Raw genomic sequence first — 23927 nt, 5'->3', positions numbered from 1 at the left:
GCAAGGAGGACGGACGGCGGGTGAATTCGGCGCGATGGGGGAGTGAGCCGAGGCGGGAGTATGGGCCACGAACGCACTGCGACCTGACACGGGATGGATTCGCGCCATCCATGGCCCTCACCCTTCGGCGCTTCGCGCCTGCGGGGCAGCCTGCGGCTGTCCAAATCGGCTGTCCAGCCGATTTGTCGAACCGAGGGTTCAAACCAAAGTCCGCGCTCACCCCCAGGCAAAAAAGAAGGGCCCCCTTTCGGGGGCCCTGTCTTTTATATCTGGCGGAGAGGGAGGGATTCGAACCCTCGGTACGCTATAAACGTACGCCTGATTTCGAGTCAGGTACATTCAACCACTCTGCCACCTCTCCGGGTGCAGTGAGCCGGCAATTCTACGGGCGCGAAGCGCGCGCGGCAAGCCGTCCTGGAGGCCGGCTACACTGTAGCCCCCTGAATGAACGGCCCCGTCATGTCCGAAATCCTCGTCCCGGTCTCCTTTGGCGAACTGCTCGACAAGATCGCGATCCTGCAGATCAAGTCCGAGCGCATGACCGATCCGGCCAAGCTGGAGAACGTCCGCAACGAGTTGTCCGCGCTGGAAAAGACCTGGATGGCCCATCCGGCCGCCGGCAAGGACATCGCCCGCCTGCGCGCGGACCTGAAGGCCGTCAACGAGCGGCTGTGGGTGATCGAGGACGACATCCGCATCAAGGAAAAGGCCCAGGCCTTCGACGAGGAGTTCATCCGTCTGGCGCGCAGCGTCTACTTCGAGAACGACGAGCGCGCGCGGATCAAGAAGGACATCAACCTCGCGCTGGGTTCGTCCTACGTCGAAGAGAAGTCCTACCAGGACTACAAGACCGGCAACACGCCTTGATTGGATGACTCATCCGTCTGGCGGGGAGGCCGGCGTGAAGGAGCGTGTTTCCTGGTGGCATGACGATCTGCTTGCCTGGGTGTGTCCGGGCGGCTTGCTGGTGACCGCGCTCATCGTGCGTTTCCCGGTGACGCTGCATGTGCTTCGGGCCCAGGCGCCGGAGCTGACGCTGCCTGCGTGGCTGGCCGCCGCTTATGTGCTGGGCCTGGCGCTGAGTCCGCTGGGGCGTCTCATCTATTCCGTGGCGCAGGGCATCGTTTGGCCGCGCCTGCGCCAGGCCTGGGCTCCGGCCATCAAGTTCCTCGGCGAGCGGCTGGCGCGGACGGAAGGGCTGGTCGTCCCGGACGCCATGCAAATGTCCACGTCGCTCTTTCACGATGTCGACCGACGCCTGCGCGAGTACCTGGAGGCGGTGGATCCGTCGTCCCGCGCCGTGCTCAACCGGATGAAGGTCCTGTGCAGCATGGCGTGCAATGCGGCTGCGGCATGTCTGGTCTTTGTCGCGATCGATGCGATCGCAGGCAACGCCACGACCTGGACACCGGCCCAGTTCGGTGCCGGAATGCTGGCGATCCTCCTCGCGCTGATCGTCGCGGTCTATCGCGAGCGCCGGCGTCAGCGCACGCAATTGTCGATCTGGCGTCGGTTGCAGATCAGCGACCGCGCTCCATCGGGTCAGTGACGACGCGCCCGCTGGCCGCTAACGCGCCAGCGCGAAGGCCGCCACGGCGAACGCCAGCACTGCCGCGGTGACCGCCACCCCGACGATCCACTGCATCGCGTGAAGCCGGCGATCGTGTTCGGCCTGCTGGCGGCGCAGATCGGCCAGCGTGCTTTCCAGCTGCGTGGACGCCTGTTTCAACGCCGACAGCGTCTGCTCCATCTCGCCGGCCAGTGTGCGGATCGCCTGGTCGTTGCGATCGACCGCGTCCTGCAGTTCGCGGATCTGCTGCGGAATCTGCGAAGGCTCGCGGCTGCGGGTAAACATCGGCCGCGCGGCGCGGATCAACTCCGGCAGCAGCGGCGCGACGACGGTGAACCAGGCGGCCATCATGGCTCCTCCCGCGACGCCGGCGCGGCGTGGTCGGCGCAGTAGCGCTCGAACGCGGCGATGGCGTCGTCGACGGTGATCAGGTCCATCACGCCGGCATGCTCGATCTTCGTGCCCCAGCGCAGTTCGGAGGCGGGTTTGCCCAGGTACTTGCGCGCGGCGTCGTCGTAACGGTCCACGCAGTAGCGGCGGTCGCTGTAGGGCCCGCTGCGCACCGGGTTGCTCGCCGCGTGCAGGCCCAGCACCTTGGTGCCCATCGCGTTGGCGATGTGCATCGGCCCCGAGTCCGGAGTCAGCAGCAGCTGGCCGCGTTCCAGCAGCGCCGGGAGCTGCTTGAGCGTGTCCTTGCCGATCAGGTCCAGCACCGGCTGTCGCATCGCGGCGATGATCGCGTCGCCCGTGGTGCGTTCGAGTTCGCTGCGTCCGCCGCACAGCACCACGCGCCAGCCTCGTCCGGCCGCATGGTCGGCGACGGCGGCGGTACGTTCGTTCGGCCAGTTGCGCAGCTCATGGCTCGAACACGGTGAGATCAGCAGCGTCGGCACGCCATCGCGCGGCCACTGCGCCCGCGCCCATTCGCGCGCCTCGTCCGGGACCGGCAGGTCCCAGCGCACGTGGTCCTGGCGCAGACCCAGCGGTTCGCAGAAGCTGCCGATGGCGTCGAGCACATGGATGCCCGGACGGTCCGGGATGCGCTCGTTGATGAAAACCCCGTGCAGGTCTTTCGAACGCGAGCGGTCGTATCCCACGCGCCGGCGCGCCGGAGTGAAGGCCGACAACAGGTTCGCACGCGCGGCCACCTGCATCTGCAGCAGCACGTCGAAACGGCGCGCATCGCCGAGACGTTCGCGCAACTGCGCGCGCAGCGCACGCATGCCGGCGACGCCAGTCTTCTTGTCGTATTCGACAAAGTCCACGCCGGGCAGGCCGGCCAGCAGGCGGTGCTCGCCCTTGCCGATGACCCAGGTCAGCCGCACCTGCGGCCAGGCCGCCTGGAGCGTGCGCACCAGCGGTACGACGTGGGTCACATCGCCCAGCGCCGACAGGCGCAGCAGGCAGATCGAAGCGGGAGCGGGAGTTGCGATGGAGGAGGCAGCGGGCACGTGAATTGCTAGACTCCGGCGAATGACGGGGTTCGATGCTGCCGAAGAGTTGACGCCGTTCCGCGACGACAGCGGGTACGGAGCCATTCTGTTCGACCGTAACCGGGTGCGGCAAGCAAGCCCGGAATGGTTCGTGCCGTCCTTCTGGCAGCAGCGCGCGCGCCCGGTCGAAAGTGGCGGGCGCGGCGGTGCATGGTTCGTCGATGCACCCTTCGGCCCGGCGCTGCTGCGTCGCTACCTGCGCGGCGGACTGGTGGCGAAGGTCAGCCGCGATCGTTACTGGTGGCACGGCGCGGCCAGCACGCGCAGCTTCGCCGAGTTCCGCCTGACCCGCACGATGGCCGAGAAAGGCGTGCCCGTGCCCCGGCCCATCGCCGCCTGCTACCGCCGCGATGGCCTGTTCTACCGTGCGGCGATCCTGTTGGAGCGCCTGGACGACGTTCGCTCGCTCGCCGACCGCGCCGCGGTCGCCGGCGACGGCGCCCCCTGGGAAGAGGCCGGCCGGCTGATCGCCCGGGCCCACCGGGCCGGGCTCGACCATGCTGACCTCAACGCCCACAACCTTCTTTTCACGACCACCGGGCGAGGCTGGATCATCGACCTGGACCGCGGCCGGATCCGCATCCCCGCCACCGGCTGGCGCGAGCGCAACCTGGCCCGGCTCAAGCGCTCGCTGCTGAAGCTGCGCGGGAAGCGGTCGGTGGACGAGGTCGAACGGGATTTCGGCCGCCTGCATGCGGCCTACGATCGGGCCTGGGAACGAGGCTACTGAGATGGCGTGGCAATTGCGTCTGCATGGCGTCGGCAATGCGTCGGCGGTCGAACTCGGCTCGGCGATGGCGACCATCGAGCGTGACGGCGCGCCGTGGCTGACCATCGACTGCGGCGGCGAGGGGCTCACCGCCTACCAGGCGTACTACGGCGACATGCCGCGCGCGCTGTTCGTCACGCATACGCATCTGGATCACGTGGCGGGCTTCGAGCGTCTGTTCGTCACCAGCTATTTCGACCCGGCGCGGCGCGGTCGCGTGCGCCTCTACGTGCCGGCGTCCGTGGTTCCACTGCTGCACCAGCGCGTGGGCGACTACCCCAACGCACTGGCCGAAGGCGGCGTGAACTTCTGGGATGCGTTCCAGGTGATTCCGGTCGGCGGCTCGTTCTGGCACGACGGCGTGCGCCTGGAAGTGTTTGCCACGCGCCACCACTGGCCTGAAACCGCCTACGGCCTGCGCCTGCACGGCAGCATGGTGTGGACCGGCGACACCCGGCCCATTCCCGAGATGCTGGCGCGCTATGCCGATGCCGGCGAACTCATCGCGCACGACTGCGCCCTCCACGGCAATCCGTCGCACAGCGGCATCGAGGACCTGGAGCGCGAGTACGCGCCGGCCCTGCTGGAACGTTGCCTGCTCTACCACTACGGCAATCGCGAGGAAGGCGAGATCCTCGCCGCGCGCGGTTATCGCGTGGCACACCCGGGCCAGGTCGTCGGCCTGGTCGAACCCACCGCGGCGCAGGCCGAGCCCGCATGAACGCCGCCGTTCCCGCGCCGCTCCCGCAGCACGCCGCGCTGCCGCTGGATCGACGCGGCCGGCCGTTGCGCGACCTGCGGCTGTCGGTGATCGAAGCCTGCAACTTCCGTTGCCCGTACTGCATGCCGGCCGATCGCGTGCCGGACGATTACGGCTTCGATGCCGCCACACGCCTGTCGTTCGACGAGATCGAAACGCTGGTGCGCGGCTTCGCGCAACTGGGCGTGCACAAGCTGCGCATCACCGGCGGCGAGCCGCTGCTGCGCAAGGGGCTGCCGACGCTGATCGAGCGGCTCTCGCGAATTGCGGGCCTGGACGACATCGCGCTGACCACCAACGGCTCGCTGCTGGCCGCGCAGGCGCGTGCGTTGCGCGAGGCGGGACTGGGCCGCATCACGGTGAGCCTGGACGCGATGGATCCGGCACGCTTCCGCGAGATGTCCGGCGGTCGCGGCGACATCGTCCAGGTGCTCGCCGGCATCGAGGCAGCGCGGGCGGCGGGATTCGCCTCGATCAAGATCAACTGCGTGGTCGAACGCGGCATCAACGACGACCAGGTGTTGCCGCTGGTGTCGCATTTCCGCGGCACGGGCCATGTCGTGCGCTTCATCGAGTTCATGGACGTGGGCACCTGCAACGACTGGTCGCGTGACCGCGTCGTTCCGTCGGCCGAATTGCGCGACCGCATCGCCGCGCGCTGGCCGCTGCGTGCGCTGGAAGCGAACTACCGGGGCGAAGTCGCCTCGCGTTACGCCTTCGAGGACGGGCAGGGCGAGGTGGGCTTCGTCAGTTCGGTGAGCGAACCGTTCTGCGGCGACTGCCACCGAGCCCGCGTCTCCGCCGACGGACGCCTGTACACCTGCCTGTTCGCCGGCGACGGACACGACCTGCGCCCGGCGCTGTCGCAAGGCGTGGACGCGCTGCGCGAACATGCGGCGGGCGTGTGGACCGGGCGCGCGGACCGCTACAGCGAAGTGCGCGGCGCGGCGAACGCCTCGCGCCGGCATGTCGAGATGTTCCTGATCGGCGGGTGATGCAGGCCGCTTGCGCGGCACTGCCGCGCGGCCTGCCGAACGACCGGCCAGGATGGCCGGGCAGGGCCACCCGGAGCCTGGAGCGCGCCGCCATGGATGGCAATCAACCGCTTGATCGCAGTGATGCTTGCGCGGCACTCGGTGGCCCATGTCGCCGCGTCCAGCGTGCATCCCAGGGCCCCCCTCGCCACAATATCCCCATGAAGAAGCCCGCCAAGAAGCTCACCCATCTCGACCCGCGTGGCCGGCCGGCGATGGTCGACGTCTCCGACAAGGCGACGACTGCACGCGAGGCCCGCGCCGAATGCCGCGTGCGATTCCCCGCGGACGTGGCGCGACAACTGCGAGCCTCGGGACTGAAGAGCGCGAAAGGCGGCATCGTCGAAACGGCGATCATCGCCGGCACGATGGCGGTCAAGCGCACGCACGAGTTGATCCCGTTCTGTCATCCGCTGCCCATCGACGGCTGCCGCATCGGCATCGAATGGGATGGCGAATCGGCGCTGCGTATCGAGTGCGCGGTGAAGACCACGCACCGCACCGGCGTGGAGATGGAAGCGCTGACTGGCGCGACCGTCGCCGCGCTCACCGTCTACGACATGTGCAAAGCACTGTCGCACCGCATCGTGCTCGGCCCGGCGAAGCTGCTGGGCAAGCGCGGTGGTCGCCACGATTTCGGAGCGTTGTGATGGCGCGCGTGACGGTGCTGTATTTCGCCAGCCTGCGCGATGCGGCAGGTGTGGCGTCCGAAATCGTCGACCTCGACGGCGATTTGCACGCGCTCTATGCCGCACTGCGCGAACGCCATGGTTTCGTGTTGCCGCCCGAACGCCTGCGCGTTGCGGTGGACGGCGCATTCGCGCGCTGGGGCGACGCGGTGCGCGAAGGCAGCGAGGTCGCATTCATCCCGCCGGTGAGCGGTGGGTGAGGCAGGCCGCTTGCGCGGCACTGCCGCGCGGCCTGCCGAACGACCGGCCATGGATGGCCGGGCCGGGCGACCCGGAGCGCGAAGCTTGTCGCCATGGACGGCATTCAACACGCCCGATCGCAGCGATGCTTGAGCGGCACTGTCGCGCGGCCTGCCGAACGACCGGCCATGGATGGCCGGGCCGGGCGACCCGGAGCGCGAAGCTTGTCGCCATGGACGGCATTCAACACGCCCGATCGCAGCGATGCTTGCGCGGCACTGCCGCGCGGCCTGCCGAACGACCGGCCATGGATGGCCGGGCCGGGCGACCCGGAGCGCGAAGCTTGTCGCCACGGACGGCATTCAACACGCCCGATCGCAGCGAGGCTTGCGCGGCATCGCAGCAATCACCGCCTGATGCCACAATCCGCCCCATGCCCCGTTTCTCTCTCTCGCAAACCCCCATCGACACCGCCACGCTGCGAACGCAGTTGCTCGACGACCGCGGCGGCGGCTACGCGAGTTTCGAAGGCTGGGTGCGCAACCACAACGAAGGCCGCGACGTGCACGGGCTGCGCTACGAGGCCTACGTCACGCTCGCGGAGGCGGAGGGCGAGAAGGTGCTTCACGAGGCCATGCACCGGTTCGCCATCCTCGATGCGCGCTGCGTGCACCGCATCGGCGACCTTGCGATCGGTGACATGGCGGTGTGGGTCGGCGTCAGCGCCGCGCATCGCGATGCCGCCTTCGCCGCCTGCCGTTACGTCATCGACGAAGTCAAAGCGCGCGTGCCGATCTGGAAACACGAGCGTTACGCCGAAGGCGACGCCGGCTGGCTGCATCCCGAACCCAAGGACTGAACCTTCGGAGGATTCGCCGTGATTCGTAGTTTCGTGCTGCCGCTATACGTCGCCGCGATGCTTGCGGCCGGTCCCGCCCTCTCGACCGACCTGCTGGTCGGCAACAAGTCGGCCGATACGGTGTGGCGTCTGTCCACGAAGGACGGCACGCGACTGGGCGAATTCGCAACGGGGCAGGGCCCGCACGAAATCGTGGTCAGCCGCGATCACCGCTTCGCGCTGGTCAGCAACTACGGCGCCGCGACGCCGGGCCACAGCATCACCGTGCTGCAACTGGGCGGAAAGGGCGGCACGCGCACGATCGACCTGGGCGACAACGGCAAGCCGCATGGCATGCGCCTGCTGCCGGGCGACGCGCGCGCCGTCGTAACCACGGAAGGTTCGCGCAAGTTGCTGCTGGTCGACATCGCCGCCGGACGCGTCGAACACGCCATCGACCTGGGCGAAGGGCGCGGCCACATGGTCGCGCTGGCCGCCGACGGCAAGACCGCATTCGTCACCAAGATCGACGCCGGCACGGTGGGCCGCGTGGATCTCGCCTCGCGCACCAAGACGCACGAAGTCGCCGCCGGCGCGGGTGCGGAAGGCGTCGCCGTGCATCCGGGCAGCGGCCGGGTGTGGGTCAGCAATCGCGAAGCCGGCACGGTGACGGTGCACGATCCGGACACGCTGGCGATCGAGCACACGGTGTCCAGCCCGGGCTTTCCGATCCGCGTCGTGTTCACGGCCGATGGTCGTCATGCGCTGGTGACCAACGCGCGCGCAGCGACGTTGTCGGTGATCGACACCGCGACGAAGCAGGTGACGCACACCGTCGCGTTATCGAGCCCCGGCGCCGAGTACCGCGAGACCATGCTGGGTCGCGCCGCACTGCCGATCGGCGTCATCGCCGACCCGAAGCGACCGCGCGTGTACGCGGCGATCAGCGGCGGGGACGAGATCGCGGTGATCGATGCGACGCAGTGGAAGGTGATCGACCGCTGGAAGACCGGCCGTGAGCCGGATGCGCTGGGCGTGGTTGAGTAGGGCGCGCGCGTGCCGTCATGCGGACGGTGCGGCTCGAACGTCAAAATGGATTCCAGCTTTCGCTGGAATGACGGTGCCTGACGGATGCGCTGCGGGTCTGGATCCCGGCCTTCGCCGGGATGACGGCGGGTTTCTTCGCCGGTTGTCGTGTCTGCTGCAGCGAGCGGCGCGCGTACAGACGAAGCAGCCCCCTTGGTAAGGGGGCGCCCCGGCAGGGGCAGGGATCGGAAGCACATAGCCGGGGCCCGAGATTCGCACCGCGAATCTTGGGATTTCAAATGCGCAGCATGCGAAATGGCGATGACCCCGCCGGCTTGCCTCGGCACCCGCGTCAGTCGATACCGTTGCTGCCTTCCGGCCCTGGCGGGGTTTTCGACCTAGCGTCGCGAGGGGCCGACGGGGCCACCATAGAGACGTTCATCAAAAGCCCCGCCGTGAAGCGGGGCTTGGGAAATCTGGCGGAGAGAGGGGGATTCGAACCCCCGAAGCGCGGTTTAGACGCTTACACACTTTCCAGGCGTGCTCCTTCAACCACTCGGACACCTCTCCGTTTTTCCCGGGATACCTTGCGGTATCGGCCTGAACGCGGCATTGGGCCGTGTCGAGGTGCACTCCAGGGCCGTGAATTCTAGCCGCCAGGGCCCGCCCGGACAAGCGCGGCGCATCTGTCGCAGCCGGCGCGATGCGGCGTGGCAGAATGAGGGCATGTCCTATCTCGTCCTCGCCCGTAAGTGGCGTCCGAAGCGCTTCGCCGAGCTGGTCGGGCAGGAGCATGTGGTCCGCGCACTGAGCAATGCGCTCGATACGGGCCGCGTTCACCATGCGTTCCTGTTCACCGGCACGCGCGGTGTCGGCAAGACCACCATCGCCCGCATCTTCGCCAAATCGCTCAATTGCGAGCGTGGCACGTCGGCCGAGCCCTGCGGTGAATGCGCGGCCTGCCGCGACATCGACGCAGGCCGGTTCATCGACCTGCTGGAGATCGACGCGGCCAGCAACACCGGCGTGGACGACGTGCGCGAGGTCATCGACAACGCGCAGTACATGCCCAGCCGCGGTCGGGTGAAGGTCTACCTGATCGACGAAGTGCACATGCTGTCCAAGTCGGCCTTCAACGCGCTGCTCAAGACGCTGGAGGAGCCGCCGGGCCACGTGAAGTTCCTGCTGGCGACCACCGACCCGCAGAAGCTGCCGGTGACGGTGCTCTCGCGTTGCCTGCAGTTCAACCTCAAGCGCCTGGACGAGCAGCAGATCAACGGCCAGATGACGCGGATCCTGGAAGCCGAGGGCATTCCCGCCGAGGCCGGCGCGATCCGCCAGCTGTCCAAGGCCGCCGACGGCAGCCTGCGCGACGGCCTCTCGCTGCTGGACCAGGCCATCGCCTACACCGGCGCCAGCGCCGGCGGTGGTGTGCTCGCAGACGCGGGCGTCGCGGCGATGCTGGGCACGGTCGATCGCACGCGCGTGGGCGCGCTGCTGTCCGCCCTGGCGGAAGGCAAGGGCGAGCAGCTGTTGGCCGAAGTCGCGACGCTGGCCGAGTTCTCGCCGGACTGGGGCAGCGTGCTGGACGCCTTCAGCGATGCGCTGCACCGCGTGCAGGTGCGCCAGCTCGTGCCCGAGGCGCAGGTGGAGGCCGACGGCGTCGACCTCGATGCGCTCGCCGGCCGGCTGCGTCCGGAAGTCGTGCAGCTGTGGTACCAGATGGCGCTCAACGGCCGACGCGACCTCGCGCTCGCGCCGAGCCCGCGCGCCGGTTTCGAGATGAGCCTGCTGCGCATGCTGGCGTTCCGTCCGGCCGAAGGCGAGGGCGCGCGCGCTGCGTCGCCGTCGTCGGGCGCAAGCCGCGAGCCGGTGCGCAGCGCGGCGTCGGCCGCGCCGCCGGCGCCGTCGCCCGCGCCGCGCATGCCGCCGCCGAATCCCTTCGCCGATGCCGCCCCCGCCGCGCGACCTGCACCGCCGCCGCCGCGAGAGAGGCCGCAGCCGGAAGCGCCGCCGGTACGTGAGGCGACGCGACCCGTGCAAACGACATCGTCGGCCGATGATGTGCCGCCGTGGGAGGTTCCGCGTGAAGTCGTCCGGGACACTCCGCGCGAACCCGCTCCCGAACCCGTCCGCGCACCGCCGGTGGCCGCGGCCCCCGCGCCTGTCGCGCCGACCCCGGCCCCGAGCGCACCGCCGCCGCGTCCCGGCTTCGTCCACGACGCCGGCATCGCCGACGCCGATGCCTGGCATTCGCTGGTCGCCAATTCGAGCCTGCGCGGCCCGTCGCGCGTGCTGGCCGAACACGCCGGCTTCGTCGGCTACGCCGATGGCGTGTTGAGCCTGTCGCTTTCGCCCGCCGATGAACTCCTGCGCAGCAACGCGATGACGGTGAGCCTGGTTGCCGAAGCGCTCGCGCCGGCGCTCGGCGTCACGCCGCAGATCCGTTTCGTCGAAGGTTCGCGTCCGGCCGAATCGCTGCGCGAGCGCAACGACCGCGCGCGCGACGAACGCCAGGCCAACGCGGAAGCCAACTTCATGAGCGATCCCGACGTGCAGCGGTTGATCTCGCAGCACGGCGCCAAGGTGGTGCCGGATTCGATCCGGCCCTACGACGAGAACTGATTTCCCGCCGCGCGCCAGCGTCGCCGCGGCTCCTCAACGCCCCCAGAGAAACACGAGAACGAACATGCGTGGAAACATCGCCCAACTGATGCAGCAGGCGCAGCGGATGCAGGAAAACGTGCAGCGCGCGCAGGAAGAACTCGGCAAGCTGGAAGTCACCGGCAACGCCGGCGGCGGCATGGTCAGCGTGACCATCACCGGCCGCATGGAGTGCCGCAAGGTGCGCATCGATCCGAGCATCCTGTCGGACCAGGAAATGGCCGAGGACCTGATCGCCGCCGCCTTCAACGACGCGGTGAACAAGGTCAACGCCGAGTCGCAGGCCAAGATGTCGGCCGCCACCGCCGGCATGCCGATCCCGCCCGGCATGAAGATGCCGTTCTGATCCATCGCGGCGACGCAGCGGGGCGCGCGCAATGCCGTGCGCCCTCGTGAGGCGTCGCCGGATCCTGCCGACGCATGACGTCCTCACTTCTGGAACAACTGATCGACGCCTTCCGCGTGCTGCCGGGCGTCGGCCAGAAGTCCGCACAGCGCATGGCCTACCACGTGCTCGAACGCGAGCGCGCCGGCGGCCAGCGTCTGTCCGCCGCGTTGGCGGAGGCGGTAGAAAAAATCGGCCATTGCGAACGCTGCCGTGATTTCAGCGAAACGCAGGTCTGCGCGACCTGCGCCAGCGCGGCGCGTGATGCGCACCTGTTGTGCGCCGTGGAGTCGCCCGCCGACCGCCTCGCGATCGAGCAGGCCACGGGTTTTCGCGGCTTGTACTTCGTGCTGCAGGGACGGCTGTCGCCGCTGGACGGCATCGGCCCGCGCGAACTCGGCCTGGACACGCTGGCCGCGCGCCTGGCCGAAGGCGAGGTGCAGGAGCTGATCATCGCCACCAACCCCACGGTGGAAGGCGAAGCCACCGCGCACTACCTGGCGCAGCTGGCGCGCCAGCACGGCGTGCGTCCGAGCCGCCTCGCCCACGGCGTCCCGTTGGGCGGCGAACTGGAATACGTCGATCGCGGCACGCTCTCGCATGCCTTCGGCAGCCGCAGCGAGATGGAGTAAGGCCGGGATTTGATGAGAGGGATTCGGGCTTCGTGAAAGCCGCGAAGCGGATGCGGCGTATGCTTCCCCGAATCCCGAATCCCGAATCCCGAATCCCGAATCCCGCCCATGTCCGACACCATCTTCCACAAGATCATCCGCCGCGAGATCCCGGCCGACATCGTCTACGAAGACGATCTCCTGATCGCATTCCGCGACATCGCGCCGCAGGCGCCGGTGCACATGCTGTTCGTGCCCAAGATCGACATCGCCACGCTCAACGACCTCGCGCAGGACCAGGCGGTGATCGTCGGCCGCCTCGCGCACGCCGCGGCGCAGTACGCCAAGCGCGAAGGATTTGCCGAAGACGGCTATCGCATCGTCATGAACTGCAACGGCCACGGCGGGCAGACCGTGTTCCAGATCCACCTGCACCTGCTGGCGGGTGCGCCGCTGGGGCGGTTTGGGACGTCAAAGGTCTGAAAGGCCGGGATTCGGGATTGGGGATTCGTAACGGCAAAAGCCCGCCATTCGGCGGGCTTTTTGTTTCTGCGAACCTCGAACCTCGAACCTCGAATCCCGGCCCTTACCACCACCCCCACCACGGCCACGGCGCCGGGTAGGCCATCGCATCCACGGTTTCGCGTTCCGGCCACAGATAGACGACGTCGGCCTCCACGCGCGGGAAGCGATAGTCGTATTGGCCGATGCGACGGTTCTCGTAGCCGGCAACGCGACCGACGAAGGTCACTTCGCGGTTCTTCTCGAACACCTCCGGATCGTAGAAGCCGCTGCGGCAGGCGAGAAAGCGGCCGCCGGTGTCGTCGCTGCCCCAGTAGGGGCGACCGGAATCGCTGAGGTGGGTGGAGATCATCTCGAAGCAGGTGCGGTTCTGCTGCGGCTCGACGCTGACAATGCGGCCGCCCCAGCGCACCGGGGCGCCGGTGCTGTCGGTCGCGGTCGCGTCGCGCGGCGTGATCGCAGTGAAGCTGCCCTGCAGCGGTTGGGGCCCCGTTGCGCACGCCGCGAGCAGGGCGGCGCTGACGGCCAACAGGGTGAGACTGACGTTCATCGGCGTTCTCCTGGAGAAGTCGCGGGCGGGCGGTGCGCGCGCAACGCCTTGGTCAAGGCGCGAGCCGAACGTCCCCCCGGTTCGGCATCAGCGTACCGCCAATCGCTGAAATTTTGGCTGAGCGTGGACAGCTCTGCGACAAGGTCTGGGCGTGCGGCCGCCACGCGCGCCACCCAGGTGGATGCGGGTTCGGACGCTTCGCGCTCCAGGCCGAAACGGCGGTAGCGACGGCCCAGGCGATGCCATGCGCGCAGCACCGGATCGCGTTCGCGTTCGTTGCGGCGACTGAGCCAGACCATCCACAACAGACCCAGGCCGAGGGCGCCGGAGAGCAGCACGATCAGCGCGCGATCGTCGAGCCGCTCGATGCCGAACGGACGGAGCAGGCGTTGCTGCTGCTGTGCATCGAAGGCGACCACCAGATCGTTCCAGCCGCGACGCATCCAGTCGGCGACATCGGTCAGCGTGCGCACACCCTGGAACGCCGGGCCCGCGAACGCCCGCGAATCGAGCGTGTCATAGACGCGCTCCGGCGCCACGGCCGCGGTGGGATCCACGCGCACCCAGCCACGATCGCGCAGCCACACTTCGGCCCAGGCATGCGCATCGGAGCGACGCACCAGCCAGTAGTCGCCGATCGGATTGCGATAGCCGCCCGTGTAGCCGGTGACCACGCGCGCCGGAACGCCCGCCGCGCGCATGAGCACGACGAAGGCAGAGCTGAAGTGTTCGCAGAATCCGGCCTTCTGGTCGAACAGGAATTCGTCCACCGAGTGCCGGCCCAGCAGCGGCGTTTCCAGCGTGTAAGCGAAGTCGCGCCGGATCCAGTCCAGGGCCCGGTTGACGATCGCGGCATCGCCGGCCGGGCCTGCCTGCGTGCGCCATTGCCGTGCCAGCGCCACGGTTCTGGGATTGAATCCGTCGGGAAGAATGAGTGCATACCGACGTGCGGCCAGCGAGAGGTTCGTCTCGTAACGCGCCGGCGGCGCGGATTGCATGCGCCAGCGCGTCATCGCGCCGAGCGGGCGGAACGTCTGCAGCGCGTGGTCGGGATTGAGATAGGTGCCCTGCGGCACGTTCAGCGGCAGATCGAGCGCGACCAGCTGCCGCGTATCGGTCGGCTCGACTTCCATCTCGTAGTCCCAGCGCGTGGCGCCGGGCTCGGCCAGGGTGTCGGCTTGTCCCGGCCGCCAGCGCGGCTGCGTCCAGGTGCGTCCGTCGAAATTCCACAGCACCGGCCCGCGCCAATACATCTGCGAGGTGTCCGGCGTCGCGCCGAAGAAACGCACGCGCAATGCGGGCGTGTCGTCGCTCATCAGGTCGAGCCAGTCGCCCGGGCTCATCCGGTCCGACAGGCCCGTGCGGGCCATCGCGCGTTCGGGAATGCCCCACATGGGCGTGCCCATGCGCGGGAACAGCCAGAACGCTGCCAGCGCGATCGGCAAGCCCACCGCGAGCAGCTTGCCCACGCCCGTCAGCCGGCTTCGCAGCGGGACGGTGGCGACGTCATGCGATTCCAGCTCGGCCAGGCGCTGCAGCGTGGACAGCACCAGCACGACCGCGAGCAGGGCGAGCACCAGCGAAAGCGGTCCCTGGTCGAGCAGGAACGTCGCGAACGGCGCGAACAGCGCGAAGCCCATGAGGCTGCGGCCATCGCGCAGGGTGAAGGTCTCGGCGGGTTTTATCGCGAGCATGGCCGCGAGCAACGCGCAACCGGTGTCGCGACCGATGGCGAAGCGGCTCAGCCCGAACACGGCGGCGATCAACGCCAGCGATATCAGCAATCGCAGGAGCCCCGGCATCGGATGGCGCCACGACAGCGCGACGACGCCCGCGGCGCTCACCGCGATCGCGCCGCCCAGCTGCGGGGGCAGTTGCAGCAGCAGCGGCAGCAGGCAGGCGCCGGCGCTCAGCAGCGCCCAGCGGCGGGTGGACTCGTCCAGGGGCATCGACGGATGGCTAGACATGCGGCATCAGCGCCAGGGCGCGCAGGCAGGCGTGGCGATGGGCGGGCCCGCGGTCGGGGCCGAGGGCGGGCTGGCCGGGCAGGCGCAGCTGGTAGCGACGTCCTTCGCGCTCGGCTTCGTCGATCCAGCGCGCAAGCCGCGAGATGCGCCCCTCGTAGGGCACGCCCGCGGCGGTGTGCCAGTCCAGCACGACTTCGGCCCCCATGGGCTGTTCGAACTCGCGCACGATCAGCGCGTCGCGACGCGCCGAGGGCTTCCACGCGATCGCACGGCGCGAGTCGCCGGCCCGGTAGCCACGCAGGTGGTGGACGTCGTCGCCGGCCGGGTTCAGGCGCGCCTGCGCGCTGTCGCCGTGGCCGGTGGGCAGCGGCGGCCCGTGTGCCTCGGGCGCGGGATAGACCAGCAGGGGCGACTCCGGCCAGACATAGGCCCAGGCCCGCGCCAGTCCCAGCGGGCGCGTGGTGGAAAGACGCAGGCGGGGCAGGTCGAGCCAGCCGCGGCGTTGCGTGGGCAGCAGCAACTGCGCGTCGCCCACGCCCTTGTCGAGACTGAGCACCGCCGGTTCGGCATCGAATGCCCCGTCATCGTCCAGCCGCACACCGCGCCGCGCGCGGCCCGGATTGGCGCGCGCATGAAGGCGCAGCGCCATTGGCGTGCCGGCGGCGACGGGCTCGGCCTCGGCCGCCACCAGTTCCATGTCCGCCAACTGCATCTGCGCGGCGATCAGGCTCGCCAGGCCGGCGCCACCCAGCAGCATGCCCAGCAGCAGCGCGGGATTGTTGTTGTAGTTCAGCGCGCCCGCCAGCATCGTCAGCAGCGCGAACGCATAGAACATTCCGAAGCGCGTGGGCAGCACGTAGATGCGGCGGCGGTGCAAACGCGCCGGCAGCGACTCCGGATCGCGCGGCTGCGTCCACACCATGGCGATCTCGTGAGCGCGGCGGTACAGGCGCCGTGCGGCGGCGACGGGCATGGATCAGTCCACCGGCACCGCGTGCAGGATCGCCTTCGCCAGCGCCGCGTCCTTGCCGGCATCGACCTCGGCCACCAGACGGTGCGCGGCGACGGCGGGGAACAGCGCCTGCACGTCCTCCGGCAGCACATGCGCACGGCCCAGCAGCAGCGCGTACGCACGCGCGGCGCGCAGCAGTGCCAGGCCCGCGCGCGGCGACAGGCCCACGCGCACGCCCGGGTGGCGGCGGCTGCGCGCGAGCAGCGCCTGCACGTAGGAAATCAGCGCTTCACTGGCGTGGATTTCCTGCACGGCCTGGCGCGCGGCGAGCACGTCCTGCGTGCCCAGCAGCGGCATCACGCGCGCGATCATGTCGCGGCGATCGGCGCCGGCGAGCAGGTCGCGTTCGGCGGCCTCGCCGGGGTAGCCCAGGCTCAGGCGCAGCAGGAAGCGGTCCAGTTGCGAGTCCGGCAGCGGATACGTGCCCGACAGGTCCACCGGGTTCTGCGTGGCGATCACGAAGAACGGCTCCGGCAGCGGATGCGTCGTGCCATCCACCGTGACCTGGTACTCGGCCATCGCCTCCAGCAGCGCGCTCTGCGTGCGCGGCGGGGCGCGGTTGATCTCGTCGGCCAGCAGCACCTGCGTGAAGACCGGGCCGGGGTGGAACTGGAACTCGCGCGCCTGCGGGTCGAACACCGACACGCCCACCACGTCGGCCGGCAACAGGTCCGAGGTGAACTGCACGCGCTGGAAGTCCAGCCCCAGCGTCGCGGCCAGCGCATGCGCCAGCGTGGTCTTGCCCAGGCCCGGCAGGTCCTCGATCAGCAGGTGGCCGCCCGCGAGCAGCGCTACGAAGGCCAGCCGCACTTCCTGCGGTTTGCCCAATACCAGTCCGTTGACCTGTGTCTGCGCGCGGTCGAGGGATGCACGAAGGCCATCGGTTAGCATGGCCGCCGTCGAAAGGGATACCGCCATCGTGCGTGTCTCCTGGAAGGTGTAGCCGTCGTGCGTCGCGAATTGCCGCGCGGACCGGCGGGCGTCGATGGCGACGCTCGGCCCGGGTTCCCCTCCACGCGGCGGCGGTCCGGCGGTGCCGGGTCGGCCCGGCGGCGCACGGCGCACCGATTTCTCCCGAGTGTAGCGAGGTCACGATCGGATGCGGGATGCAGTGCGCGCGCGGCGTGCCTTTTGGGTGCTGTGGGTCTCGGTTCTGGCGGTGAAGTTGCTCATCGCCGCACGCTTGCCGCTGTTCGTCGATGAAGCCTTCTACTGGCAGGAAGGCCAGCATCCGGCCGCCGCGTATTCGGATCTTCCGGGCCTGACCGCATGGCTGACGCGCCTGGGCGTGGCGTTCGGCGAGAACACGTTCGCGCTGCGTTTGCCGTTTCTGCTCATTGGCGCGGCGGTGCCGCTGCTGATGGTGCATATCGCCTCGCGGGAGTTCGGCACGAAGGTGGGCTGGCAGGCCGGCCTGCTGACGCTGCTGCTGCCGCTGGCCGGCTCGCTGGGCCTGATGGCGCTGCCCGATGCGGCGATGGCGCTGGCGACGCTGCTGTGCCTGGATGCCGGCGCGCGCCTGTTGCGGCAGGTGAGCGCGCAGGCCGCGCTCGAACTGGCCGCGGGTCTGGCGCTGGGCGCGCTGTGCCATTACCGCTTCATCGCGGTGATCGTCGTGGGTTTCATTGCGCTTGTGCTGCTGGAAGACGGCCGCCGCGCATTGCGCGATGTGCGCGTGATGGTCGCCATCGCATTCGGCGCTTCAGCGTGGGCGCCGCTGGTGGCGTGGAACCTGGACAACGCCGATGCCGGATTGCGCTTCCAGCTGGTCGATCGCCATCCGTGGTCGTTCCATGCCGACGGACTGCTCTTCATCGCGGTCCAGGCGTTGCTGGTGACGCCGCTGTTGTTCGCCGCGATGGCAGTGGCGGCGCGGCGCAGCCTCGCGTGTGCCTCGACGGTGTCCCGCTATTTCGCGCTGCTGGGCACGGGCGTGGTCGCCGGCTTCTTCGCGCTGGGCTTCTTCGCCGACACCGAACGCGTGAGTTTCCATTGGCCCTTGCCCGGCTACCTGGCGCTGATGCCGCTGGTGCCGGCGGTGCTGGCGTCGTGGCCGCGCGCGTGGCGACTGGCGACGGTGTGGCTGGCGGCAATCGGGCTGGTGGCGAACCTGGGCTATTACGTCGCCGTGTCCAGCGCGACATGGCGCGAGGCGAGCGCCGCGGAGAAGTGGTATCCGTCCAACTTCGCCGGATGGGAGCCGTTGGCCGATGCCGTGCGCGCGCGCACGGCGACGATGCCTGCCGGCACGCGCGTGGTGGCCGACAACTTCAAGATCGGCGCCGAGCTCGGCTTCGCACTCGGCGACGCGCGCATTCCGGTGCTCGACCATCCGATCAACCAGAAGCACGGCCGGGCACCGCAGTTGCGCCTGTGGGGCCTGCACACGGAAGGTCGTTCGCAGTGGGGCGCAGCGCCGGTGCTGCTGGTGGTCGGCGCGACCGAAGTGAAGTACCGCGATCTGCTCGACCGCTACCACGCACTGTGCGAGATGGTCGGTCCGCTGCCGGCCCCGGAAGTGCTCAACATCGATCACGGGCGCCAGCGTTTCCTGCTCTTCGCGTTGCAGGGAACGCCCGCCGCGGGCCCGTGCACGACGCCGTCGATGGCGTGGATCGACGCGCCCGTCATCGGCGCACGCGTGGGACGCCGCTTCGACGTGCGCGGCTGGGCATTCAAGGACGGCGTCGGCCTGTCCGGCGTGGACGTCACGCTGAATGGCGTGGCCGTGGGGCAGGCGCGCTACGGGCGCGAGTTCGAGGGGTTGCAGCGCGTCTGGCCGCGTTCCAACGATCCGCAGCATCCCAAGGTCGGCTTCGAAGCCCGGGTCGACCTGACCGGGCGCGACATCCGCCCCGGGCGGCATTGGCTCGGTCTGCGGCTGCATGGCCGCGACGGCAGTGTGGAAACCTGGGCGGAGCAGCCGGTCGAGCTGGCCGACTGAACCCGGGAGCGTGCCTCAGGGCAGGCGGAAGCCAGCCTCGCGCAGCAGCCGGGCGGTGGCGATCAGCGGCAGGCCGATCAGTGCGGTCGGATCGCGGTTCTCGATGGCCTCGAACAGCCCGATCCCCAGCCCTTCGGACTTGAAGCTGCCGGCGCAGTCGTAGGGCTGCTCGGCCTGCAGGTAGCGCTCGATTTCGTCCGTTTCCAGCGTACGGAACCGCACCACGGTGCAGTCCATCGCCTCCAGCGGCGGCTGGCCGTCGCGAACCAGGCACAGGCCGGTGTGGAAGCGCACCGCCTGGCCGGACATCGACGCCAGCTGCGCGATCGCCGCGGCATGCGCACCGGGCTTGCCCAGCGCTCGGCCGCCGCACTCGGCGACCTGATCGGAGCCGATCACCCAGGCGCCCGGGTGGCGAGCCGCCACATCGGCGGCCTTGGCGTGGGCCAGGCGGCGGGCCAGCGTCTCGGGCGCCTCGCCGGGGTGGGGAGTCTCGTCCGTGCCGGGGCGTTCGGTGTCGAAGGACAGCCGCAGCCGGCCCAGCAGTTCGCGACGGTAGACGGACGTGGAGGCCAGGATCAGCCGGGGCGGGGCGCTCATGCGACCGGCGCGCGTGCCTGCGCAATGCGCGACAATTGCTGGTCGATCCGGTCCCGGGCGGCGTCGATGGAGCTGCGCACCTCGTCGAGCTGCTCCAGGCTGGCGTCCGGGCCGTGGTCACGCAGCCACAGGCGCTGGCGGAGCATCTCGCGCATGGCCTCGCCGACCGGGTCGTCGCCGTCGCCGCCGGTGACCGCCTCGATCTCGGCCCGCGCCACGCGCAGCTGGGCTTCCAGCGCATCGGCGGCGTCCAGGACGTCGCGCATGGCCCGCTCGCGCCGGCGGGGCCGGGTGCGGGAATAGGCCAACGCCGCAATCACGAGGGCAGACAGCAGCAGGAGCAGGGCGATGGTCACGAGGATGGCCGCAAGACGGACGGAAGGAGGCCAGTCTGAAGCCCCGCCCACCGGCCGGCAAATGTGGCGCGGCGGAACCGTGAACTCGCGGGTTCAGGTTTGACATGGCGGCCCCCGGTCCCTAACATTCCGCGGCTTATGTCAGCAGACCTGCCCGGGATTCTTGATGCTTGGCGCATGGTGGCGGCACGGCGCGGCCTGGAAGGTCGCGTCCCGTTGTCGGCGCTGACGCGGCTGCGGGACAGCCTGGTCGACACGGAAGGTGAGGTGCGGTTCGCGCTCGAGTTCGATAGCGATTCGCTGAAAGTGCCTTATGTCGAACTGCGTATCGATGCCGAGCTGCCGCTGACCTGTCAGCGCAGCCTGCAGCGGTTCCTGTTGCCGGTGAACATCGTGCAGCGGCTTGGCCTTATCCGTGACGAAGCGGACGAAGCCGGGCTGCCGCCCGGATACGAGCCGCTGCTGGTGCCGGATGACGGCCAGCTGCGGACCGTCGAACTGGTCGAGGACGAACTTATCCTCGCCGTTCCGGTCGTGCCGATCATGCCCGGCACGGAGGCAGTGGAAAGCGATTGGCCCGCGCCCGACCAGGCGCCGGAGCCCGAGCGCGAAAACCCATTCGCCGCGTTGTCGGCATTGAAGAAACATTCGAACTAGTTTTTTTGGAGCAAGACCATGGCTGTCCAGAAGTCCCGCGTTTCCCCGTCCAAGCGTGGCATGCGTCGTTCGCACGACGCGCTGTCCGCCAAGCAGCTGGCCACCGACCCGACCACGGGCGAGACCCACCTGCGTCACCACGTCACCGCTGACGGTTACTACCGCGGCAAGAAGGTGATCGACACCAAGACCAAGGTTGTCGACGAAGAGTAAGCTCTTCGCCCACCGCCGCGCCCGCGCGCGTCGCCAGACGCGCGCGGATGCCGTCGGGCCCGGAACTGTCCGCCGCCGAAAGGTAACGCGGGGCAGCGACAGCCCGTCGTAGCGAACGATCGCGGCGGCGCACTTTCGCCGGCCTGTCCGGTGGAAGATTCCCCGGCAAGTGCCCGAACGGGCCATAACGGCTGTGCAGCGGAGTGGCGATGACGCAACAGATTTATTCCCGCATCGCGGGAACCGGCAGCTACCTTCCCGAGAAGGTGCTGACCAACGACGACCTGTCCAAGATCGTCGACACCAGCGATGAGTGGATCGCGGCGCGTACCGGCATCCGCGAGCGCCACATCGCCGCCGAAGGCGAGACCACCAGCGACCTGGCGTACCACGCCTCGATCCGCGCGCTCGAAGCTGCCGGCATCGACGCGAAGGATCTCGACCTGATCGTCGTCGGCACCACCACGCCCGATCTCATCTTCCCTTCGACCGCGTGCCTGCTGCAGCACCGCCTCGGTGCCAACGGCTGCCCCGCGTTCGATGTCAACGCCGCCTGCACGGGTTTCGTCTATGCGCTGACGGTGGCGGACAAGTTCATCCGTTCCGGTTCGGCCAAGACGGTGCTCGTGGTCGGCGCTGAAACGCTCACCCGCATGCTCGACTGGAGCGACCGCTCCACCTGCGTGCTGTTCGGCGATGGCGCGGGCGCGGTCGTGCTCAAGGCCGATACCGAAACCGGCATCCTCAGCACCCACATGCACGCCGACGGCGGCAAGAAGGAGCTGCTGTGGAATCCGGTCGGCGTGTCCGTCGGCTTCAAGCCGGAAGAGCACAACGCCGGCGTGAAGGTGCTGATGACCGGCAACGAAGTCTTCAAGCACGCGGTGAAGGCGCTCGACTCCGTGGTCGAGGAAACGCTGGAAGCCAACGGTCTGGATCGCCACGACATCGACTGGCTGATCCCGCACCAGGCCAACCTGCGCATCATCGAAGCCACGGCCAAGCGCCTGGACATGCCGATGGAGCGCGTCGTCGTCACCGTCGATCGCCACGGCAACACCTCCTCGGGCTCGGTGCCGCTGGCGCTGGACGAAGCGGTGCGCTCGGGCAAGGTGCAGCGCGGCCAGTTGCTGTTGCTGGAAGCCTTCGGTGGCGGATTCACCTGGGGCTCGGCGCTGCTGCGCTACTGAGCCTTCGCGCATCGTTCCGCAAACGCCTCCGCCATATCCGGCGGGGGCGTTTTCGCTTGCGGCCGACGTGCTTCACGGTTCGCGAAGGACAAGGGTGTTTCAGTACGTGGCGGTACAGACGCCCTAGAGCAAACACTCGTATCATGCGCACTCTTTTCCCTGGGACCGATGCGTGACCGATTCCCCCGCTAACGACGCCTCGCTGGCCTTCGTGTTTCCCGGCCAGGGCTCGCAGTCGCTCGGCATGCTGGCCGAGCTGTCCGAGCTGCACCCGATCGTGCGCGACGCGTTCGTCGAAGCCAGCGATGGCGCCGGTGTCGATCTGTGGGCGCTGAGCCAGGGCGGTCCCGAGGAAATGCTCAACCGCACCGAATACACCCAGCCGGCGCTGCTCGCCGCGGGCGTGGCGGTGTGGCGCGCTTGGCACAAGCAGGGCGGTCGCTCTCCGGCGTTCCTGGCAGGCCACAGCCTGGGCGAATACACCGCGCTCGTCGCCGCCGGTGCGTTGTCGCTGAAGGACGGCGCGCACCTGGTGCGTTTGCGCGGTCAGCTCATGCAGGAAGCCGCGCCCACCGGCGTCGGCGCGATGGCCGCCGTGCTCGGCGCCGAAGACGCACTGGTGCAGGAAGTGTGCGATGAAGTCTCCGGCACCGAAGTCGTCGTGCCGGCCAATTTCAATTCGCCCGGCCAGATCGTCATCGGCGGTCACGCGGCCGCGGTGGACAAGGCGCTGGCGATGCTCGGCGAACGCGGCGTACGCAAGGCGGTGAAGCTCGCCGTCAGCGTGCCCTCGCACACGCCGTTGATGCGCGAAGCTGCCAACCGTCTGGCCGAAGCGATGGCCGGCCTGTCGTGGCGCATGCCCGACCGTCCCGTCGTGCAGAACGTCGATGCGCGCGCGCACGGCGATGTCGACGCGATCCGCGAAGCGCTCGTGCGCCAGCTCTATCTGCCCGTGCAGTGGACCGGCTGCGTGCAGGCGCTCGCCGGCAAGGGCGTCACGCGCATGGCCGAGTGCGGACCGGGCAAGGTGCTCGCCGGCCTCGCCAAGCGCATCGACAAGAACATCGACGCGCGCGCCATCGGCACGCCGGGCGAGTTCCAAACCGCTATCGAAGAATGGAAGAACGCATGAGCGAGAAGATCCTGTCCGGCGAAATCGCGCTGGTCACCGGCGCCAGCCGTGGCATCGGTGCGGCGATCGCCGACGAACTGGCCGCACAGGGCGCGACGGTGATCGGCACGGCGACGTCCGAGTCCGGCGCGAAGGCCATCGCCGAACGCCTCGCTGCGCACGGCGGCCACGGTCGCGTGCTCGACGTGGGCAATGCGGCCTCGATCGACGCGCTGATGGACGGCATCGCCAAGGACATCGGCGCGATCTCGATCCTCGTCAACAACGCCGGCATCACCCGCGACAACCTGCTGATGCGCATGAAGGACGAGGACTGGCAGGCCATCCTCGACACCAACCTCACCAGCGTCTACCGCACCAGCAAGGCGGTGATGCGCTCGATGATGAAGGCACGCAAGGGCCGCATCATCAACATCGCCTCCGTGATCGGCGTGACCGGCAACGCGGGGCAGGCGAACTACGCCGCCGCGAAGGCCGGCATCATCGCCTTCAGCAAGTCGCTGGCGAAGGAGATCGGCAGCCGAGGCGTTACCGTCAACGTGGTCGCGCCGGGCTTCATCGACACCGACATGACCAAGTCGCTGCCGGAAGACGCCAAGAACGCGATGCTCGGCCAGATTGCGCTGGGCCGCTTCGGCGAGCCGGCGGACATCGCCCGCGCGGTGGCCTTCCTGGCTGGCCCGTCGGCCGCGTACATCACCGGCGAGACCCTGCACGTCAACGGCGGCATGTACATGCCGTAATGGTTCGCAGGAAAGCCAA

The 23927-nt window shown here is 69.1% G+C and carries 27 protein-coding genes, 2 tRNA genes and 1 other RNA gene; 19 read left to right on the top strand and 11 right to left on the bottom strand.

Annotated elements, in window-relative coordinates; translation table 11 throughout:
• Positions 1-270 precede the first annotated feature (270 nt).
• Positions 271-361 (bottom strand) — tRNA-Ser (locus JI752_RS08965).
• Between the two features lie 98 nt (positions 362-459).
• Between JI752_RS08965 and JI752_RS08960 the strand changes: the two genes are divergently transcribed.
• Positions 460-867 (top strand): DUF6165 family protein, encoded by a 408-nt coding sequence (locus JI752_RS08960; protein ID WP_216962518.1) that lies wholly within the window; start codon positions 460-462, stop codon positions 865-867.
• A 34-nt stretch (positions 868-901) separates the two neighbouring features.
• Positions 902-1549 carry a hypothetical protein gene (locus JI752_RS08955; RefSeq protein WP_216962515.1) on the top strand — a complete coding sequence of 216 codons (648 nt, stop codon included), beginning with the start codon at positions 902-904 and terminating at the stop codon, positions 1547-1549.
• Between the two features lie 18 nt (positions 1550-1567).
• Here the strand turns inward: JI752_RS08955 and JI752_RS08950 are convergent, their stop codons facing one another.
• Both JI752_RS08950 and JI752_RS08945 read right to left on the bottom strand, forming a co-directional pair.
• Positions 1568-1918: a hypothetical protein gene (locus JI752_RS08950; protein ID WP_216962513.1), complete on the bottom strand. Its 351-nt coding sequence runs from the start codon at positions 1916-1918 to the stop codon at positions 1568-1570.
• Complete coding sequence (locus JI752_RS08945; RefSeq protein ID WP_345777346.1) at positions 1918-3003, bottom strand: glycosyltransferase family 9 protein; 1086 nt, start codon at positions 3001-3003, stop codon at positions 1918-1920. The genes JI752_RS08950 and JI752_RS08945 overlap by 1 nt, the downstream gene beginning before the upstream one ends.
• A gap of 40 nt (positions 3004-3043) precedes the next feature.
• Here JI752_RS08945 and JI752_RS08940 point away from each other — a divergent pair, with 40 nt between their 5' ends.
• The 7 genes from JI752_RS08940 (at position 3044) to JI752_RS08910 (ending at position 8380) form a co-directional block, all read left to right on the top strand.
• Positions 3044-3793, top strand: a complete 750-nt coding sequence (locus tag JI752_RS08940) for a 3-deoxy-D-manno-octulosonic acid kinase (protein ID WP_216962508.1) — start codon at positions 3044-3046, stop codon at positions 3791-3793.
• A gap of 1 nt (position 3794) precedes the next feature.
• Positions 3795-4553 carry an MBL fold metallo-hydrolase gene (locus tag JI752_RS08935; RefSeq protein WP_216962505.1) on the top strand — a complete coding sequence of 253 codons (759 nt, stop codon included), beginning with the start codon at positions 3795-3797 and terminating at the stop codon, positions 4551-4553.
• Entirely contained in the window at positions 4550-5587 is a 1038-nt protein-coding gene (gene moaA / locus JI752_RS08930) for a GTP 3',8-cyclase MoaA (protein WP_216962502.1), read from the top strand. The genes JI752_RS08935 and moaA overlap by 4 nt, the downstream gene beginning before the upstream one ends.
• A gap of 200 nt (positions 5588-5787) precedes the next feature.
• Complete coding sequence (gene moaC / locus JI752_RS08925) at positions 5788-6276, top strand: cyclic pyranopterin monophosphate synthase MoaC (protein WP_216962500.1); 489 nt, start codon at positions 5788-5790, stop codon at positions 6274-6276.
• Positions 6273-6515: a MoaD/ThiS family protein gene (locus tag JI752_RS08920; RefSeq protein ID WP_216962497.1), complete on the top strand. Its 243-nt coding sequence runs from the start codon at positions 6273-6275 to the stop codon at positions 6513-6515. The genes moaC and JI752_RS08920 overlap by 4 nt, the downstream gene beginning before the upstream one ends.
• 413 nt (positions 6516-6928) lie before the next feature.
• Positions 6929-7354 carry a molybdenum cofactor biosynthesis protein MoaE gene (locus JI752_RS08915; protein WP_216962494.1) on the top strand — a complete coding sequence of 142 codons (426 nt, stop codon included), beginning with the start codon at positions 6929-6931 and terminating at the stop codon, positions 7352-7354.
• 18 nt (positions 7355-7372) lie between these two features.
• Positions 7373-8380: a gluconolaconase gene (locus tag JI752_RS08910; RefSeq protein WP_345777338.1), complete on the top strand. Its 1008-nt coding sequence runs from the start codon at positions 7373-7375 to the stop codon at positions 8378-8380.
• A gap of 303 nt (positions 8381-8683) precedes the next feature.
• Here the strand turns inward: JI752_RS08910 and ffs are convergent.
• Positions 8684-8780, bottom strand: an RNA gene (gene ffs, locus JI752_RS08905) — signal recognition particle sRNA small type.
• Between the two features lie 56 nt (positions 8781-8836).
• A tRNA-Ser gene (locus JI752_RS08900) sits at positions 8837-8929 on the bottom strand.
• A gap of 156 nt (positions 8930-9085) precedes the next feature.
• Here JI752_RS08900 and dnaX point away from each other — a divergent pair.
• The 4 genes from dnaX to JI752_RS08880 all read left to right on the top strand — a co-directional run bounded on the left by dnaX (position 9086) and on the right by JI752_RS08880 (position 12502).
• The gene (dnaX, locus tag JI752_RS08895; RefSeq protein ID WP_216962491.1) at positions 9086-10984 is read left to right on the top strand and encodes a DNA polymerase III subunit gamma/tau; all 1899 of its coding nucleotides are present in this window, start codon (positions 9086-9088) and stop codon (positions 10982-10984) included.
• A gap of 64 nt (positions 10985-11048) precedes the next feature.
• The gene (locus JI752_RS08890; protein ID WP_216962488.1) at positions 11049-11369 is read left to right on the top strand and encodes a YbaB/EbfC family nucleoid-associated protein; all 321 of its coding nucleotides are present in this window, start codon (positions 11049-11051) and stop codon (positions 11367-11369) included.
• 74 nt (positions 11370-11443) lie between these two features.
• Entirely contained in the window at positions 11444-12040 is a 597-nt protein-coding gene (gene recR / locus JI752_RS08885; protein WP_216962486.1) for a recombination mediator RecR, read from the top strand.
• A gap of 108 nt (positions 12041-12148) precedes the next feature.
• A complete protein-coding gene (locus tag JI752_RS08880) occupies positions 12149-12502 on the top strand; it encodes a histidine triad nucleotide-binding protein (RefSeq protein WP_216962470.1) in 354 nt (117 codons plus the stop codon).
• Positions 12503-12605: 103 nt separating this feature from the next.
• Here the strand turns inward: JI752_RS08880 and JI752_RS08875 are convergent, their stop codons facing one another.
• Genes JI752_RS08875 through JI752_RS08860 form a run of 4 tightly spaced genes read right to left on the bottom strand, consistent with a single transcriptional unit; the run spans position 12606 to position 16988 of the window.
• Positions 12606-13091: a Slp family lipoprotein gene (locus tag JI752_RS08875; protein ID WP_216962455.1), complete on the bottom strand. Its 486-nt coding sequence runs from the start codon at positions 13089-13091 to the stop codon at positions 12606-12608.
• Entirely contained in the window at positions 13088-15058 is a 1971-nt protein-coding gene (locus tag JI752_RS08870) for a DUF3488 and transglutaminase-like domain-containing protein (protein ID WP_216962452.1), read from the bottom strand. The genes JI752_RS08875 and JI752_RS08870 overlap by 4 nt, the downstream gene beginning before the upstream one ends.
• Positions 15051-15980 (bottom strand): DUF58 domain-containing protein, encoded by a 930-nt coding sequence (locus tag JI752_RS08865; protein WP_216964206.1) that lies wholly within the window; start codon positions 15978-15980, stop codon positions 15051-15053. Before JI752_RS08865 ends, JI752_RS08870 begins: the two co-directional genes overlap by 8 nt.
• A gap of 54 nt (positions 15981-16034) precedes the next feature.
• Positions 16035-16988, bottom strand: coding sequence for an AAA family ATPase (locus JI752_RS08860; RefSeq protein WP_254200516.1), 954 nt, complete (start codon positions 16986-16988; stop codon positions 16035-16037).
• Between the two features lie 181 nt (positions 16989-17169).
• Between JI752_RS08860 and JI752_RS08855 the strand changes: the two genes are divergently transcribed.
• Positions 17170-19014 (top strand): glycosyltransferase family 39 protein, encoded by a 1845-nt coding sequence (locus JI752_RS08855; RefSeq protein ID WP_216962450.1) that lies wholly within the window; start codon positions 17170-17172, stop codon positions 19012-19014.
• 15 nt (positions 19015-19029) lie between these two features.
• Here JI752_RS08855 and JI752_RS08850 read toward each other — a convergent pair whose 3' ends face one another.
• Together JI752_RS08850 and JI752_RS08845 are read right to left on the bottom strand one after the other, a co-directional pair.
• On the bottom strand, positions 19030-19614 hold the full coding sequence (locus JI752_RS08850) for a Maf family nucleotide pyrophosphatase (protein WP_216962447.1): 585 nt from the start codon (positions 19612-19614) through the stop codon (positions 19030-19032).
• Complete coding sequence (locus JI752_RS08845; RefSeq protein ID WP_216962442.1) at positions 19611-19970, bottom strand: hypothetical protein; 360 nt, start codon at positions 19968-19970, stop codon at positions 19611-19613. The genes JI752_RS08850 and JI752_RS08845 overlap by 4 nt, the downstream gene beginning before the upstream one ends.
• A 138-nt stretch (positions 19971-20108) precedes the next feature.
• On the opposite strand from JI752_RS08845, the gene JI752_RS08840 reads away from it, so the two are divergent.
• The 5 genes from JI752_RS08840 (at position 20109) to fabG (ending at position 23908) form a co-directional block, all read left to right on the top strand.
• On the top strand, positions 20109-20627 hold the full coding sequence (locus JI752_RS08840) for a YceD family protein (protein WP_216962439.1): 519 nt from the start codon (positions 20109-20111) through the stop codon (positions 20625-20627).
• Between the two features lie 18 nt (positions 20628-20645).
• Positions 20646-20840, top strand: coding sequence for a 50S ribosomal protein L32 (gene rpmF / locus JI752_RS08835; RefSeq protein WP_158982056.1), 195 nt, complete (start codon positions 20646-20648; stop codon positions 20838-20840).
• A 209-nt stretch (positions 20841-21049) separates the two neighbouring features.
• Entirely contained in the window at positions 21050-22030 is a 981-nt protein-coding gene (locus JI752_RS08830; protein ID WP_216962434.1) for a beta-ketoacyl-ACP synthase III, read from the top strand.
• Positions 22031-22202: 172 nt separating this feature from the next.
• The gene (gene fabD / locus JI752_RS08825; RefSeq protein ID WP_345777337.1) at positions 22203-23165 is read left to right on the top strand and encodes an ACP S-malonyltransferase; all 963 of its coding nucleotides are present in this window, start codon (positions 22203-22205) and stop codon (positions 23163-23165) included.
• Positions 23162-23908 (top strand): 3-oxoacyl-ACP reductase FabG, encoded by a 747-nt coding sequence (gene fabG / locus JI752_RS08820; protein WP_216962432.1) that lies wholly within the window; start codon positions 23162-23164, stop codon positions 23906-23908. The genes fabD and fabG overlap by 4 nt, the downstream gene beginning before the upstream one ends.
• Positions 23909-23927: the final 19 nt, after the last annotated feature.

Source organism: Lysobacter sp. MMG2 (genome assembly GCF_016735495.2).
Lineage (GTDB): Bacteria > Pseudomonadota > Gammaproteobacteria > Xanthomonadales > Xanthomonadaceae > Lysobacter_J.
This window is presented reverse-complemented; position numbering and strand designations above follow the sequence as displayed.

Excerpts from the sequence above, each read along its gene's own strand:
- rpmF (WP_158982056.1), top strand. The coding sequence starts at position 20,646 with ATGGCTGTCCAGAAGTCCCGCGTTTCCCCGTCCAAGCGTGGCATGCGT.
- dnaX (WP_216962491.1), top strand. The coding sequence starts at position 9,086 with ATGTCCTATCTCGTCCTCGCCCGTAAGTGGCGTCCGAAGCGCTTCGCC.
- fabG (WP_216962432.1), top strand. The coding sequence starts at position 23,162 with ATGAGCGAGAAGATCCTGTCCGGCGAAATCGCGCTGGTCACCGGCGCC.
- JI752_RS08960 (WP_216962518.1), top strand. The coding sequence starts at position 460 with ATGTCCGAAATCCTCGTCCCGGTCTCCTTTGGCGAACTGCTCGACAAG.
- JI752_RS08915 (WP_216962494.1), top strand. The coding sequence starts at position 6,929 with ATGCCCCGTTTCTCTCTCTCGCAAACCCCCATCGACACCGCCACGCTG.
- JI752_RS08935 (WP_216962505.1), top strand. The coding sequence starts at position 3,795 with ATGGCGTGGCAATTGCGTCTGCATGGCGTCGGCAATGCGTCGGCGGTC.
- JI752_RS08940 (WP_216962508.1), top strand. The coding sequence starts at position 3,044 with ATGACGGGGTTCGATGCTGCCGAAGAGTTGACGCCGTTCCGCGACGAC.
- JI752_RS08860 (WP_254200516.1), bottom strand. The coding sequence starts at position 16,988 with ATGGCGGTATCCCTTTCGACGGCGGCCATGCTAACCGATGGCCTTCGT.
- JI752_RS08890 (WP_216962488.1), top strand. The coding sequence starts at position 11,049 with ATGCGTGGAAACATCGCCCAACTGATGCAGCAGGCGCAGCGGATGCAG.
- JI752_RS08950 (WP_216962513.1), bottom strand. The coding sequence starts at position 1,918 with ATGGCCGCCTGGTTCACCGTCGTCGCGCCGCTGCTGCCGGAGTTGATC.
- recR (WP_216962486.1), top strand. The coding sequence starts at position 11,444 with ATGACGTCCTCACTTCTGGAACAACTGATCGACGCCTTCCGCGTGCTG.
- JI752_RS08850 (WP_216962447.1), bottom strand. The coding sequence starts at position 19,614 with ATGAGCGCCCCGCCCCGGCTGATCCTGGCCTCCACGTCCGTCTACCGT.
- JI752_RS08875 (WP_216962455.1), bottom strand. The coding sequence starts at position 13,091 with ATGAACGTCAGTCTCACCCTGTTGGCCGTCAGCGCCGCCCTGCTCGCG.
- JI752_RS08830 (WP_216962434.1), top strand. The coding sequence starts at position 21,050 with ATGACGCAACAGATTTATTCCCGCATCGCGGGAACCGGCAGCTACCTT.
- JI752_RS08855 (WP_216962450.1), top strand. The coding sequence starts at position 17,170 with ATGCGGGATGCAGTGCGCGCGCGGCGTGCCTTTTGGGTGCTGTGGGTC.
- JI752_RS08880 (WP_216962470.1), top strand. The coding sequence starts at position 12,149 with ATGTCCGACACCATCTTCCACAAGATCATCCGCCGCGAGATCCCGGCC.
- moaA (WP_216962502.1), top strand. The coding sequence starts at position 4,550 with ATGAACGCCGCCGTTCCCGCGCCGCTCCCGCAGCACGCCGCGCTGCCG.
- JI752_RS08840 (WP_216962439.1), top strand. The coding sequence starts at position 20,109 with ATGTCAGCAGACCTGCCCGGGATTCTTGATGCTTGGCGCATGGTGGCG.
- JI752_RS08870 (WP_216962452.1), bottom strand. The coding sequence starts at position 15,058 with ATGTCTAGCCATCCGTCGATGCCCCTGGACGAGTCCACCCGCCGCTGG.
- JI752_RS08865 (WP_216964206.1), bottom strand. The coding sequence starts at position 15,980 with ATGGTGTGGACGCAGCCGCGCGATCCGGAGTCGCTGCCGGCGCGTTTG.
- moaC (WP_216962500.1), top strand. The coding sequence starts at position 5,788 with ATGAAGAAGCCCGCCAAGAAGCTCACCCATCTCGACCCGCGTGGCCGG.